Consider the following 13,543-nt stretch of genomic DNA (forward strand, 5'->3'; position numbering starts at 1 on the left):
CAAGATGGACAGTCATCCACCCGCCAGACGCCCGCACAAGTCACCTGCGCACACTGTCAAAGATCTTCGAAACACCGGCCTCAGCGCCTGGGTTTCGTCCCGAAGCATTTCGCCCCAGGGAGCCGCACATTCTGTCACGGCCTTTCCGCTTCGTCAACACCCCGTGAGGGGCTTCGACCTCCCTTCAGCGTCCGGCCCGCGAGGGCGTTTCGTCGAAGGGAGCCGCACATTCTAGCCCGTTTTCCGGTTCCGTCAACACCTCGTGAAGCGAGGTGTCCGGCGGTCGGAAGGGCCTGTTGGCATGGTGCCGCAAGGTCCGGCTGCTGCGCGGGGCGCGCATTCTGCACTTTCGCCACCGGCTTGCATAGCCCTCGCGTGCAAGGTCGTCTTGACTCTCCCCGCCCGCTGCCGGATGTTCGTCCGCCTGCCGCCCAAGGAACCGCTCCATGCCGCCCTTCCGAAGCCTCGCCGCCCTGCTGGCCCTGTCGCTGTCCGGCTGCGCCAGCGCCGACGGGGACTGGGTGGAGCTGGCCGGGCACCGCTACGCGGTCGAGGTGGCGGACGACGACGCCGAGCGCGCGCGCGGACTGATGTTCCGCGACGTATTGGCCGAGGGTCACGGCATGTTCTTCATCCACGAGCGCACCGCGCCGCTGGCGTACTGGATGAAGAACACGCGCATCCCGCTCGACATCCTGTACTTCGACGAATCGCTGCGCCTGGTGTCGCAGCAGCGCGACGTGCCGCCCTGCTCCGGAGGCGATGCCTGCCCGGCCTATCCCAGCGACGCGCCCGCGCGTTACGTGCTGGAGCTGAATGCGGGCGAGGCCGCCCGCATCGGCGCATCCGACGGGTCGCTGCTGCAGCTCTCCCCGTCCCTGCGCGAAAGGCCCTGAGGCGACGATGCCGCGGTCTTGCGGATGCCGCGTGCGCGGCACAGGCTTCCGGGCATGAGCCACACCCGCCCGTTGCCGGAATGGCAGGCGCTCGCCGCGCTGGAGGACCGCGCGCTTCCGTTGCTGGACGTCGCGCTGCTGATCGCGCGCGACGAGTATCCCGACCTCGACCCGCGCCGCTACGCGCTGCGCGTGCAGGGCCACGCCTCGCACCTGCGGCGCGCTGTCGAGCGTGAGCCGCAGCTGGCGCTGAAGATGCGCGCCATCAACCACTACCTGTTCGAGGAAGTCGGCTACGCCGGCAACCACGACGAGTACTACGACCCGCGCAACAGCTACATCAACGAGGTGTTCGAACGCCGGCTCGGCAATCCGATTTCGCTGGCGCTGGTGCAGATGGCGGTCTCGCGCGAGGTCGGCCTGCCTCTGGACGGGGTGTCGTTCCCCGGTCATTTCCTGGTGCGCCTGCCGGTGGACAACGGCGTGCTGGTGATGGATCCGTTCAACCGCGGGCGGCCGCTGGACGTGGATGAACTCCGCGAGCGCGCCAGCGCCCACCTCGGCGGCGGCATGCCGGACGACGACGCGCTGTCGCAGATCCTGCATCCGGCGTCGAACCGGGCCATCCTGGTGCGCATGCTGCGCAACCTGCACGGCGTCTACCAGAAGCACGGCGACTGGGAACGCGCGGTGCGCAGCGCCGACCGGCTGCTGCGCCTGCTGCCCGACGATGCCGAGGCGCTGCGCGATCGCGGCCTGGGCTATCTGGAACTGGGCCACAGCGCAGGCGCGCGCGAGAACCTGCAGCGCTACCTGCATCGCGCTCCGGGCGCGCCGGACGCGGCCAAGGTGCGGCTGCGGCTGATCGAGGCGGGACTGCAGCGGGGGCGCCTGCACTGACGCCGCGGCGGGGCGCTCAGAGCGCGACCATCTCGAAATCGTCCTTGGTCACGCCGCAGTCGGGGCAGGTCCAGGTGTCCGGCACGTCCTCCCAGCGCGTGCCGGGGGCGATGCCGTCATCGGGCAGGCCGGCCGCTTCGTCGTAGACGAAACCGCAGACCACGCACATCCAGCTGCGGTAGGGCATGTCGTTCATCGGATAATGGGCGCGCAAGCGTCGGAGGAGTCATGCCATTGTCCCATCCCACGCGCCGGGGCGAAACCGGCGCAGTCCGCGCGCGCGGACTCTATGCGATCACGCCGGACATCGCCGACGGCGGCTTGCTGCTCGCCCGGGTGGAAGCCGCGCTGCCCTGGATATGCTGGCTGCAGTACCGCAACAAGACCGCCGCGCCGGCGCTGCGCCGCGCCCAGCTCGACGCGCTGCTGCCCGCCTGCCGCGCGCACGGCGTCCCGCTGATCGTGAACGACGACTGGCGCCTGGCCGCGGACTGCGGCGCCGACGGCGCGCATCTGGGCGAGGACGATGGCGATCTGCGCGCGGCCCGCGCCGCGCTGGGCCCTGACGCGATCCTGGGCGCCTCCTGCTACGACTCGCTGGCGCTGGCCCGGCAGGCGGTCGAGTCGGGCGCCAGTTACGTGGCGTTCGGCGCTTTCTTCGACACCACGACCAAGGCCACGACACGGCGCCCCGACCCCGCCATGCTGGGTGGCGCGGCGGCCCTGGGCGTGCCGCGCGTGGCCATCGGCGGCATCACCCCCGACAATGCCCCGCAGCTGGTCGCCGCCGGCGCCGACCTGGTCGCCGTGGTCAGCGGCGTGTTCGGCAGCGCCGACCCGGCCGCCGCGGCGCAGGCCTACCTGCGCGCTTTCACGCCCGGCGACTGACCGCCGCCTCCCCGCATTCCATGCACAGAGATGCCATTCCATGAACCACGACCGCTCCCACGACCTGTTCTCGCGCGCGCAGGCGCTGCTGCCCGGCGGCGTCAACTCGCCGGTCCGCGCCTTCAAGTCGGTGGGCGGCGAGCCGTTCTTCGTCGAGCGCGCCGACGGCCCCTGCCTGTACGACGTCGACGGCAACCGTTACATCGACTACGTCGGTTCCTGGGGGCCGATGATCGTCGGCCACAACCATCCGGAGGTACGCGCGGCAGTGGAGCGCGCGATCGGCAACGGCCTGTCCTACGGCGCGCCCTGCGCGGCGGAAGTGACGATGGCCGAACGCATCACCCGGCTCGTGCCCTCGTGCGAGATGGTGCGCATGGTGAACTCGGGTACCGAGGCCACGCTGTCGGCGATCCGGCTGGCGCGCGGTGCCACCGGGCGCATGAAGATCGTCAAGTTCGAAGGCTGCTACCACGGCCACGGCGACTCGTTCCTGGTCAAGGCGGGCAGCGGCGCGCTGACCTTCGGCGTGCCGACCTCGCCGGGCGTGCCCAAGTCGCTGGCCGACCTCACCCTCACCCTGCCCTACAACGATTTCGACGCGGCGACCGCACTGTTCGAGCAGGAGGGCGGCGAGATCGCGGGGCTGATCATCGAGCCGGTGGTCGGCAACGCCAACTGCCTGCCGCCGCGCGAGGGCTACCTGCAGCACCTGCGCGAGCTGTGCACGCGCCACGGCGCGCTGCTGATCTTCGACGAGGTGATGACCGGGTTCCGCGTCGCTCTCGGCGGCGCCCAGGCGCGCTACGGCGTCGCCCCGGACCTGAGCACCTTCGGCAAGATCATCGGCGGCGGCATGCCGGTGGGCGCGTATGGCGGCCGGCGCGAGCTGATGTCGCAGATCGCGCCGGCCGGCCCGATCTACCAGGCCGGCACGCTCAGCGGCAATCCGGTGGCGATGGCGGCGGGCCTGGCGATGCTCGACCTGGTCTCCGAACCCGGCTTCCACGACCGGCTGGAGGCCACCACGCACGCGCTGTGCGACGGGCTGGAAGCCGCCGCGCGCGCGGCCGGCGTGCCGTTCACCACGACCCGCGTCGGCGCGATGTTCGGCCTGTTCTTCACCGACGCGCCGACCGTCGACACCTACGCGCAGGCCGTGGCCTGCGATACCGCCGCGTTCAACCGTTTCTTCCACGCCATGCTCGAGCGCGGCGTGTTCCTGGCGCCGTCGGCGTTCGAGGCCGGCTTCGTGTCCAGCGCGCACGATGAAGCGGCGATTGGCGCGACCCTCGAAGCCGCGCGCGCGGCATTCCTGGAGGTGGCCGATGCCCGCGCCGGCTGATCCGGCGGACGAGAGGGCAGCCGGGGGCGCCAGCCTGTTCGAGACGGAATATCTGCCGGCTTCCAGCGACGGCGCGCGCTACCGCTGGTTCCGGCGCATCTTCCACCACGACGCGCCCGACGAGCGCAACTTCGACCTGGTCCTGATCGCCACCATCCTGGCCAGCGTGGTGGTGGTGCTGCTCGACAGCGTCCCGTCGGTCAAGGCGCGCTGGCACGCATGGCTGTATGCCGCCGAATGGATGTTCACCCTCGCCTTCACCGTCGAGTACGGGGTGCGGCTGTGGGTGGTGAAGCGGCCGCTGCGCTACGCGCGCAGCTTCTTCGGCGTCATCGACCTGCTGGCGATCCTGCCGACCTTCCTGTCGCTGCTGTTCCCGGCCAGCGCCTCGTTCACGGTGATCCGCGCACTGCGCCTGCTGCGCGTGTTCCGCGTGCTGAAGCTGGTGGAGTATTCCAGCGAGGCGGGCGTGCTGATCCAGGCGCTGCTACGCAGCCGGCGCAAGATCTCGGTGTTCATCGCCACGCTGATCACCATCGTCATCATCTTCGGGGCGCTGATGTACGTGGTGGAAGGCCCGGAGCATGGCTTCACCAGCATCCCGACGGGCATGTACTGGGCGGTGGTGACGGTCGGCACGGTGGGCTTCGGCGACATCGCACCGGGCACGCCGTTCGGACGTTTCGTCACCTCGGTCCTGATCGTGATCGGCTACAGCATCATCGCGGTGCCCACGGGCATCTACACCGCCGAACTGGCCCGCTCGCTGCAGCCGCGGCGGCGGCAGGTACGCTGCGGCGAGTGCGGTCTGCCCGACCACGAGGCCGACGCCTGGCACTGCCGCAAATGCGGCCGCGCCCTGCCGCTGGAGGACTGAGTCGCGCCGCCTACAACGCGGCCAGCGCGCGCTCCAGGCGCGCCAGGCCGTCGGCCAGTTCCGCGTCGGTGATGCTGAGCGGCGGCACGAACCGCAGCACGTCCGGGCCCGCCTGCAGCAGCAGCAGGCCCTGCGCGGCGGCGGCGTCGAGCAGTTCCCCGGCGCGGCCGGCATGCGCCGGCGCCAGCACCGCGCCCAGCATGAGGCCGCGTCCGCGCACCTGCGAGAACAGGCCGCGGCCCATCGCCTGCAGCCCCGCGCGCAGCGCCGCGCCCTGGCGGCTGACGTTGGCCAGCAGCGCTGGCGAGGCCAGCTTGCGCAGCGCGACGCGCGCCACCGCCGCGGCCAGCGGGTTGCCGCCGAAGGTGGTGCCGTGGTCGCCGAACTGCATGGCCTGGGCGACCTTCGGCCCGGCCAGCATCGCGCCGACCGGGAAGCCGCCGCCGAGCGCCTTGGCCAGGGTCACGACGTCGGGCTCGACCTGGTCGTGCCAGTGCGCGAACAGGGTGCCGGTGCGGCCCATGCCGCTCTGGATCTCGTCGAGCACGAGCAGCGCGCCGTGGTGGTCGCACAGTTCGCGCACGGTACGCAGGAAGCCGGGCGCCGTGGGCGTAACGCCACCCTCGCCCTGCACCGGCTCGACCAGCACCGCGGCCACGTCGCCGCCGGCCATCGCGACCTCCAGCCCGGTCGCGTCGTTGAAGTCCACGTAGCGGAAGCCGCCCGGCAGCGGCTCGTAGCCGGCCTGGTACTTGGGCTGCGCGGTCGCGGTCACCGTGGCCAGGGTGCGGCCGTGGAAACTGCCGCGGAAGGTGACGATCACGCGCCGCGAGGGTTCGCGACCCTGCGCGGCGGCCCATTTGCGCACCAGCTTGATCGCGGCCTCGTTGGCTTCCGCACCGGAGTTGCACAGGAACACGCGCTCGGCGAAGCGCGAGGCGGCCACCAGTTCCTCGGCCAGCCGCAGCGGCGGCTCGCTGTAGAACACGTTGCTGGTATGCCACAGGCGCCCGGCCTGCCCGGCGAGCGCGGCGACCAGGTCCGGATCGTTGTGGCCGAGGCTGCACACGGCGATGCCCGCAGAGAAGTCGACGTAGTCGCGTCCCTCGATGTCCCACAGGCGCGCGCCCTGGCCGCGGTCGAGGATCAGCGGCCGCTGGCGGTAGACGGGCAACAGGCGCTGTTGGCCGAGGGCGACCAGGTCGGCGGTGGAATCGGGCTGGCTCATGGGCGGCGGGGCGCGAGGATGAAGGGAATATTGTGCCGCGCCTCCGGGCGCGGCGCTGGGCGCGTGCGCCTACCAGTCGCCGGTGTTGGGCATCGAGGCCCAGGGTTCGGCCGCTGGCAGGGCGGCGCCCTTCTGCAGCAGTTCGATCGAGATCAGGTCCGGAGTGCGCACGAAGGCCATGCGGCCGTCGCGCGGCGGGCGGTTGATGGTCACGCCCAGCGACTGCAGATGCGCGCAGATCGCGTAGATGTCGTCGACCTCGAAGGCCAGGTGGCCGAAGTTGCGGGCGCTGCCGTAGTCCTCCGGCGGCGAGCCGTCCTCGGGCGGCCAGTTGTACGTCAGTTCGACCTCCGCCTCCGGGTTCTCCGGCGCACCGAAGTAGACCAGGGTGAAGCGGCCGGCTTCGTTGTCCATGCGCCGGGTCTGGTGCAGGCCCAGGCCCTCGGTGAAGAAACGGCTGGTGGCGTCCAGGTCGTGGACGCGGATCATCGCGTGCAGGTATTTCATGGGCTGTCCGGTGCGGCGGGTGGGCCGATGGCATTATCGCCTGACTGTCCCCCGCCGACGCCGCCATGACCCGCACGCACCGTTTCGACACCCTCGCCGCGCACGCCGGCGTCGCGCCCGACCCCGCCAGCGGCGCACTGGCGCCACCGCTGCAGCTGGCCACCACCTTCGAGCACGCGCCCGACGCGGGGCTCCCGCAGGACTACCTCTACCAGCGTTACGGCAGCCCCAACCAGGCGCAGCTGGAGCAGGTCCTGGCGACGCTGGACGGCGCCGCGCGCTCGATGTTCTTCGCCACCGGCATGACCGCCGGCACGACCGCGATGCAGGCGCTGCCGCCCGGCGCCGAACTGCTGATCGCGGACGACACGTATTTCGGCTACCGCGCCGTCGGCGCGAAGTGGCTGGAGCGCTGGAGCGTGCGCCACCGCGTGGTGGACATGACCGATCTCGACGCCGTGCGCGCCGCGATCTCGCCCGACACCCGCCTGCTGTGGGCGGAGACGCCGTCCAACCCGCTGCTCAAGGTCTGCGACATCGCCGCGCTGGCCGACATCGCGCACGCAGCCGGCGCGCGCCTGCTGGTCGACGGCACCTTCGCCACGCCGGCGCTGCAGCAGCCGCTGGCGCTGGGCGCGGACATCGTCCTGCATTCGGCCACCAAGTACCTGGGCGGGCACGGCGACGTGATGGGCGGCGTGCTGGCCTTCGCCGACGACGACGGGTTCGCCGCGGAATGCCACGAGCTGCGCCGCCAGACCGGCAATACCGCCTCGCCGTTCGCCGCCTGGCTGGTGCTGCGCGGGCTGCGCACCCTGCCGGTGCGGGTGGAGCGGCACTGCCGCAACGCGCAGGCGGTGGCGGAGTTCCTGCAGGCGCATCCGAAGGTGGAAGCCGTGCACTACCCCGGCCTGCCGGGCCACCCCGGCCATGCGGTCGCGGCGCGGCAGATGCAGGGCGGCTTCGGCGGCATGCTGTCGTTCGAGGTGGCCGGCGGCCGCGAGGCGGCGCTGGCGGTGGCCGGGCGGCTGGCGCTGTTCACCAACGCCACCTCGCTGGGATCGACCGAATCGCTGGTCGAGCATCGCGCCTCGATCGAGGGCGCGCAGTCGGCCTCGCCGCAGGGCCTGCTGCGGCTGTCGGTGGGGCTGGAGGATGCGCGCGACCTGGTCGACGACCTCGCCCAGGCGCTCGCCTGACCGGAGCGGGCTTCAGTCCAGGAACAGGTCGGGCAGCAGCGGCTGCGAGGGATCGACGGCGTAGTGCGACAGGTCGGTGACGCCGGCCTCGGCCAGCACCTCGTCGTCGATCAGGAAGCGCCCGCTGAAGCCGGCCGCCGGACGGGTGAGGATGGCGTGCGCGGCATCGGCCATGATCTCCGCAGAACGCCCGTTGCCGGTGGAGACGCCGGGAATCATGTTCAGCGCGTCGGTGGCGATCAGCGTGCGCGGCCACAGCGCGTTGATCGCAATCCGGCGGTCGGCGAACTCCGCCGCCAGGCCCAGGGTGACGAAACTCATGCCCATCTTGGCCAGGGTGTACCCGGTATGCGGCGCCCACCACTTCGGATCCAGCGACGGCGGCGGGCACAGGGTCAGGATGTGCGGATCGGGCGCCTGCAGCAGGTGCGGCAGGCAGGCCTGGGCGCAGAGGAAGCTGCCGCGGGCATTGACCTGCTGCATCAGGTCGAAGCGCTTCATCGGCGTGTCGAGCGCACCGCGCAGCCAGATCGCGCTGGCGTTGTTGACCAGGATGTCGAGTCCGCCGAAGGCGTCCATCGTGCGGGCGACGGCGTCGCGCACCTGGTCTTCCTCGCGGATGTCGCAGCGGATCGCCAGCGCGCGCCCGCCCGCGTCCTCCACGGCGCGCGCGGCGGTGTGGATGGTTCCGGGCAGCTTCGGGTTGGGCACGTCGGACTTGGCCGCGATCGCGACGTTGGCGCCATCGCGCGCGGCGCGCAGCGCGATCGCCAGCCCGATGCCGCGCGAGGCGCCGGTGATGAACAGGGTCTTGCCTGTCAGGGTGCTCATGGTCGCTCCCGTTGCCGGTTGTCGCGGGGCGCGGCGCTCACGGCTTCGGCCCCTGGCCTTCGTTGTCTTCCCACTTCAGCAGCCGCCGGGTCACGAAGCGGTACACCGGCTTGCCGGTGCGGAACCAGGCGTCGCGCACCCAGGAATTGCGGCGCAGCACCCGCCGCTCGACCGGAGTGAGCGACTCGCGGCAGTACATGCGCTTGTGCTTGAGCAGGTGGCGCAGGTCCTCGCGGAACAGCAGCCGCATCCAGCGTGCGCGCGGGTCGCCACGGCTGGCGAGCTGGAAGTCGATGATGGCCGGGCGCCCGTCCTCGAGCACCAGCCAGTTGGCTTCCTTGGCCAGGTCGTTGTGGGCGACCCCGCGACGATGCAGCTGCAGCAGCAGGCGGCGGGCGGCACGGAAGTAGGCCACGTCGCCGCGCGGCGGGCGCTGGTACATGGCCGCGCCTTCCATGTAGCTGCGGTCCAGCCGGCGCCCGTCCCAGGCGAGCAGTTGCGGCACGTCGGCCAGGCCCGCCACCGCGCGCAGCCCCAATGCCTCGCGCCGGGCCAGCCATCTGGCCGGCAGGCGCAGCCACAGCGGCACGTGGCCCAGGTCGCGGCGCACGAACGGGCCGCCGGCGCCCTGCATCAGCGAGATGCGGCCGAAGCTGTCGGCCTTGAGCGCGCGGGTCTCGATGGCGGTGTCGCGTTGCATGGACACAGTGTAGGCGAGCAGTCAGCGGCCGCTGTCATAATTGCCCGATGGACTCCGGCTGGTTCGACGCCACGCTCGCCTGGATCAGCGCCCATCCCGTCGCGGCCGGCGGCCTGATCTTCCTCATCGCGTTCTGCGATTCGATCATCGTGCTCGGCATCGTGGTGCCGGCGCTGCCGCTGCTGTTCGCGATCGGCGCGCTGATCGGCCTGGGGCATATCGACGGCACCTATGCGATCGCCTGCGCCGCGCTGGGCGCCTTCGCCGGCGACGGCATCGGCTACTGGGTGGGCCGGCGCTGGGGCACGCAGCTGCGCGAACACTGGCCGTTCAGTCGCTATCCGCAGCTGCTCGACCGCGGCGAGCAGGTGTTCCGCCGGCATGGCCTGACCGGCATCCTGATCGCACGCTTCGTCGGCGCCATCCGCGCCTTCGTGCCGGCCATCGCCGGCATGCTGGGCATGCCGCTGCGGCGCTACGTGCCGATGAGCCTGCTGGCCTGCGTGCTGTGGGCCGCCCTGTTCCTGGCGCCGGGCTGGATCTTCGGCGCCTCCTACGACGCGGTGGCGGCGGTGGCCGACCGGCTGGTGCTGGTGCTGGGCGGCCTGCTGGTGGTGCTGGCGCTGGCCTGGGCCGGGGTGCTCTACACCTACCGCTGGTTCGACCGCCACGCCAACGCCCTGCTCGCACGCCTGCTGCAGTGGACCCGCGCGCATCCGCGGCTGGGCCGCTACGCCGCGTCGCTGGTGGATCCGCGCCGTCCCGAATCGGCGTCTCTGGCGATCCTGGCCGCCTGCCTGCTGGCGATCGGCTGGGCCTGGTTCGCCCTGCTGGGCACGGTGTGGATGCGCGGCGAGCCGCTGGCGCTGGACCTGACCGTGTTCCAGGCCATGTACACCCTGCGCAACCCGCTGGCCGACCGGCTGATGGCGGGCTTGGCCTCGATCGGCGACTGGGAGGTGCTGGTCCCGGCCTCCGCCCTGGCCCTGCTGTGGCTGCTGTGGCGGCGGCGCTGGATCGCCGCGGCGCACTGGCTGGCGGCGCTGGCCTTCGGCCTGGTGCTGACCTCCGGGCTGGCGCAGCTGATCGACATGCCGCGCCCGCCGACCGCGCACAGCGGTTTCGGATTCCCCTCGGTCTCGGTGACGATGACCACGGTGACGTTCGGCTTCTTCGCAGTGCTGATCGCGCGCGAGCTGCCTGGACGCAGCCGGGTCTGGCCCTATCTGGTGGCGGGCGTGGTCGGGGTGCTGCTCGGCTTCTCGCGCCTGTACCTGGGCGCGCACTGGCTCAGCGACGTGGTCGGCGGGATGCTGCTGGGCATCGTCTGGCTGCTGGTGCTGGGGCTGGCCTACCGCCGGCACGTCGCGCGCTCGTTCTGGATGCGGCCGCTGGCGGCGATCTTCTATGTCAGCTTCGCGGCCGCGGCGCTGTGGCACGCGCCACGCGCGGTGGACCCGCTGCTCGAACGCTTCCACGCCCCGGCGCCGGCACTGGTGCTGGAGCGGGACGAGTGGTGGGAGCGCGACTGGGCGCGCCTGCCGGGCCAGCGCCGCGAGCGCGACGCCAGCCGCCGCTGGGCGCTGGAGATCCAGGTGGCGGGGCCGCTGGAGCCGCTGCGGGGCCACCTGCAGTCGCTGGGCTGGGACGTGCAGCCGCAGGCGGACTGGGTCGCCACGCTGGGCCTGCTCGACGACGACATGCCGGCCGGGGAACAGGCGGTCCTGCCGGCCACCCTGGGCTCGGAGGCCGAGACCCTGCTGATGCGCCGCCCGGTCGGGGACGGCCGCCTGCAGGCGCTGCGCCTGTGGCGCGCACCGGCGCGGCTGGCCGACGGCACGCCGCTGTGGATCGGCACTACCCAGACGCTGTCGTTCGAGCGGCCGCTGGGCGGGCTGTTCGGCATCTGGCTTCCGGTGCTGGACGACGATGCCGCGCACGCCGCGGTGCAGCGCGCCCTGACCGGTTTCCCGATGCGCCAGGCACCGCATCCGCACACGCTGGCGCCGGTGCTGCGCCTGCGCACGGATGCCGGGGCCCTGGGCCGGGACGGCGGGGCGTCCCGCTGATCCGCCGCGCCCGGTCGATCAGAGGATCAGGTCGAGCATCGCGTCCAGGCGCTGGTCCGGATCGTCCTGCTCGAGCAGCCGCTGGCGCTGTTCCAGGGTGAGCGGCAGCAGCTCGGCCAGCCGCCAACCCACCCAGGCCGCCTCGTCGAAGCGCCGCTCGGGAATCGCCAGGTCGGCCTCGAACTGCTCCAGGATCCGCCGCAGCACCTCGCCCAGCAGCGCGTGCTGGGGCTGCAGTTCGGCCACGGGGTCTGGCGCGCACCAGTCCACCTCGGCCTCGACCAGGCCGTTGTCGCGCACCCGGGTACGGTGCACCCGGAACCTCCGGTGGCCGCGCAACCGCAACTGCAGCAGGCCATCGGGACCGGTGTCGAAATCCTCGATCCGCGCCTCGGTGCCGCAGGCTTCGGGGACGGCCGGCGCGCCGGCCTCCTCGCCCTCGGCGATCAGGCACACGCCGAAGCCGCCGCCGGTGCGCCCGCACTCGCGCACCAGGTCGAGATAGCGCGGTTCGAACACGCGCATTCCCAGCGCGGCGCCGGGGACCAGCACGGTGTGCAGCGGGAACAGGGGCAGGACCTCGTGCATGCGGCGGCAGTCTACGCCGCGGGCGGCAGCGCCCGGATCACGAAGAGCCGGCACGCGATCGGCGGTGCCGGCGCCGCGAGCTTCACCCGGTCCCCGCCTGGTCCAGCGCCCTCAGGAACCGGCGTGGCGCGCCGTCGAAGCCGCCGTTGGACATGAACACCACGTGGTCGCCCTCGCGCACGGTCGCTCCGAGCGCCGCCAGCAGGGTGTCCGCATCGGCCACGGCGCGGGCCTGGCCGCGCACCGCCGACACCACCCTGGCGGCATCCCAGGGCAGTTCGGGCCGGGCCAGGAACACCACCGCGTCGGCCTGTTCCAGCGATGGCGCCAGCGCGTCGGCATGGGCGCCCAGCCGCATCGAATTGCTGCGCGGCTCCATCGCCACGACGATCCGCGCGTCCCCGACTTTCGCGCGCAGGCCGGCCAGGGTGGTGGCGATCGCGGTCGGGTGGTGGGCGAAGTCGTCGTAGACGGTGATCCCGCGCGCCTGGCCCAGCAGCTCCATGCGCCGCTTCACGCCGCGGAAACCCGCCAGCGCCGGCAGCACCGCCGCCACGTCCACCCCGACCGCCGCGCAGGCCGCCAGCGCGGCCAGCCCGTTGAGCAGGTTGTGGTCGCCCAGCAGCGGCCATTCGACCGTGCCCAGCACGCGTCCCCGGTGCAGCACCTCGAACGCGCTGCCGTCCTCGCGCAGCCGACGCGCGCTCCATTCGAACGAGTGATCGAAACCGAAGCGCTCGACCGGCGTCCAGCAGCCCATCTCCAGGACTTCGCGCAGGCGCGCGTCGTGGCCGTTGACCAGCAGCCGCCCGCGCCCGGGCACGGTGCGCACCAGGTGGTGGAACTGGCGCTGGATCGCGGCCACGTCCGGAAAGATGTCGGCGTGGTCGTATTCGAGGTTGTTGAGGATCGCCACCAGCGGCCGGTAGTGGACGAACTTGCTGCGCTTGTCGAAGAAGGCGGTGTCGTACTCGTCGGCCTCGACCACGAACTCGCGCCCCCCGCCCATGCGCGCCGACACGCCGAAATCCTCGGCCACGCCGCCGATCAGGAAGCCCGGCTCGCGCCCGGCCGCCTGCAGCAGGAAGGCGAGCAGGCTGGTGGTGGTGGTCTTGCCGTGGGTGCCGGCCACGGCCAGCACGTCGCGGCCCGGCAGCACCTGGTCGCGCAGCCATTCGGCGCCCGAGGTGTAGGCACGGCCGGCGTCGAGCACCGCCTCGACCGCGGCATTGCCGCGCGAGAGCGCGTTGCCGATCACCACGGTGTCGGCGTCGGCCGAGATATGAGCGGGCTCGTACCCCTGGCGCAGGACGATGCCCAGCCGCTCGAGCTGGGTCGACATCGGCGGGTAGACGGCCTGGTCGCTGCCCTCGACCTGGTGCCCCAGTTCGCGCGCGAGCGCGGCGACCCCGCCCATGAACGTGCCGGCGATGCCGAGGATGTGGAGTTTCAAGGCGGATCCTGGGTGGCGTGACAGGCGCGCACTTTAACCAAAGCCGCGCGACGCCGGCTGAT

Annotated in this window: 13 protein-coding genes and 1 pseudogene; 7 read left to right on the forward strand and 7 right to left on the reverse strand. The window is 72.1% G+C overall.

Annotated elements, in window-relative coordinates; all coding sequences use genetic code 11:
- The first annotated feature begins 446 nt into the window (after nucleotides 1-446).
- Together ACFQ2D_RS08810 and ACFQ2D_RS08815 are read left to right on the forward strand one after the other, a co-directional pair.
- Nucleotides 447-896, forward strand: a complete 450-nt coding sequence (locus ACFQ2D_RS08810) for a DUF192 domain-containing protein (protein WP_280942138.1) — start codon at nucleotides 447-449, stop codon at nucleotides 894-896.
- Nucleotides 897-950: 54 nt separating this feature from the next.
- Nucleotides 951-1,796: a SirB1 family protein gene (locus ACFQ2D_RS08815; protein WP_280942139.1), complete on the forward strand. Its 846-nt coding sequence runs from the start codon at nucleotides 951-953 to the stop codon at nucleotides 1,794-1,796.
- Nucleotides 1,797-1,812: 16 nt separating this feature from the next.
- Here ACFQ2D_RS08815 and ACFQ2D_RS08820 read toward each other — a convergent pair.
- Nucleotides 1,813-2,044 (reverse strand): annotated as a pseudogene (locus tag ACFQ2D_RS08820) (rubredoxin).
- On the opposite strand from ACFQ2D_RS08820, the gene thiE reads away from it, so the two are divergent.
- From thiE to ACFQ2D_RS08835, 3 genes are read left to right on the forward strand one after another with little or no spacing between them, the layout of a single operon-like run.
- On the forward strand, nucleotides 2,025-2,684 hold the full coding sequence (gene thiE / locus ACFQ2D_RS08825; RefSeq protein WP_280942141.1) for a thiamine phosphate synthase: 660 nt from the start codon (nucleotides 2,025-2,027) through the stop codon (nucleotides 2,682-2,684). The pseudogene ACFQ2D_RS08820 and the gene thiE overlap by 20 nt on opposite strands.
- Before the next feature lie 40 nt (nucleotides 2,685-2,724).
- The gene (gene hemL, locus ACFQ2D_RS08830; protein WP_280942142.1) at nucleotides 2,725-4,029 is read left to right on the forward strand and encodes a glutamate-1-semialdehyde 2,1-aminomutase; all 1,305 of its coding nucleotides are present in this window, start codon (nucleotides 2,725-2,727) and stop codon (nucleotides 4,027-4,029) included.
- The gene (locus tag ACFQ2D_RS08835; RefSeq protein WP_280942143.1) at nucleotides 4,013-4,906 is read left to right on the forward strand and encodes an ion transporter; all 894 of its coding nucleotides are present in this window, start codon (nucleotides 4,013-4,015) and stop codon (nucleotides 4,904-4,906) included. Before hemL ends, ACFQ2D_RS08835 begins: the two co-directional genes overlap by 17 nt.
- A gap of 10 nt (nucleotides 4,907-4,916) precedes the next feature.
- Here the strand turns inward: ACFQ2D_RS08835 and ACFQ2D_RS08840 are convergent, their stop codons facing one another.
- Nucleotides 4,917-6,134, reverse strand: coding sequence for an acetylornithine/succinylornithine family transaminase (locus tag ACFQ2D_RS08840; protein WP_280942144.1), 1,218 nt, complete (start codon nucleotides 6,132-6,134; stop codon nucleotides 4,917-4,919).
- A 69-nt stretch (nucleotides 6,135-6,203) separates the two neighbouring features.
- Complete coding sequence (locus ACFQ2D_RS08845; protein ID WP_280942145.1) at nucleotides 6,204-6,641, reverse strand: VOC family protein; 438 nt, start codon at nucleotides 6,639-6,641, stop codon at nucleotides 6,204-6,206.
- Nucleotides 6,642-6,706: 65 nt separating this feature from the next.
- Between ACFQ2D_RS08845 and ACFQ2D_RS08850 the strand changes: the two genes are divergently transcribed.
- Nucleotides 6,707-7,840: a trans-sulfuration enzyme family protein gene (locus tag ACFQ2D_RS08850; protein ID WP_280942146.1), complete on the forward strand. Its 1,134-nt coding sequence runs from the start codon at nucleotides 6,707-6,709 to the stop codon at nucleotides 7,838-7,840.
- 12 nt (nucleotides 7,841-7,852) lie between these two features.
- Here the strand turns inward: ACFQ2D_RS08850 and ACFQ2D_RS08855 are convergent, their stop codons facing one another.
- On the reverse strand, nucleotides 7,853-8,671 hold the full coding sequence (locus ACFQ2D_RS08855; RefSeq protein ID WP_280942147.1) for an SDR family oxidoreductase: 819 nt from the start codon (nucleotides 8,669-8,671) through the stop codon (nucleotides 7,853-7,855).
- A gap of 37 nt (nucleotides 8,672-8,708) precedes the next feature.
- Nucleotides 8,709-9,371: a serine/threonine protein kinase gene (locus ACFQ2D_RS08860; RefSeq protein WP_280942148.1), complete on the reverse strand. Its 663-nt coding sequence runs from the start codon at nucleotides 9,369-9,371 to the stop codon at nucleotides 8,709-8,711.
- 47 nt (nucleotides 9,372-9,418) lie between these two features.
- On the opposite strand from ACFQ2D_RS08860, the gene ACFQ2D_RS08865 reads away from it, so the two are divergent.
- Complete coding sequence (locus ACFQ2D_RS08865; RefSeq protein WP_280942149.1) at nucleotides 9,419-11,440, forward strand: bifunctional DedA family/phosphatase PAP2 family protein; 2,022 nt, start codon at nucleotides 9,419-9,421, stop codon at nucleotides 11,438-11,440.
- An 18-nt stretch (nucleotides 11,441-11,458) separates the two neighbouring features.
- On the opposite strand, the gene ACFQ2D_RS08870 is transcribed toward ACFQ2D_RS08865, so the two are convergent.
- The gene (locus ACFQ2D_RS08870) at nucleotides 11,459-12,028 is read right to left on the reverse strand and encodes an LON peptidase substrate-binding domain-containing protein (protein WP_280942150.1); all 570 of its coding nucleotides are present in this window, start codon (nucleotides 12,026-12,028) and stop codon (nucleotides 11,459-11,461) included.
- A gap of 82 nt (nucleotides 12,029-12,110) precedes the next feature.
- Nucleotides 12,111-13,505: a UDP-N-acetylmuramate:L-alanyl-gamma-D-glutamyl-meso-diaminopimelate ligase gene (mpl, locus tag ACFQ2D_RS08875; RefSeq protein WP_386795660.1), complete on the reverse strand. Its 1,395-nt coding sequence runs from the start codon at nucleotides 13,503-13,505 to the stop codon at nucleotides 12,111-12,113.
- Nucleotides 13,506-13,543 lie beyond the last annotated feature (38 nt).

The sequence above is a fragment of the Luteimonas composti genome (assembly GCF_042678665.1).
In the GTDB taxonomy this organism is placed as follows: domain Bacteria; phylum Pseudomonadota; class Gammaproteobacteria; order Xanthomonadales; family Xanthomonadaceae; genus Luteimonas; species Luteimonas composti.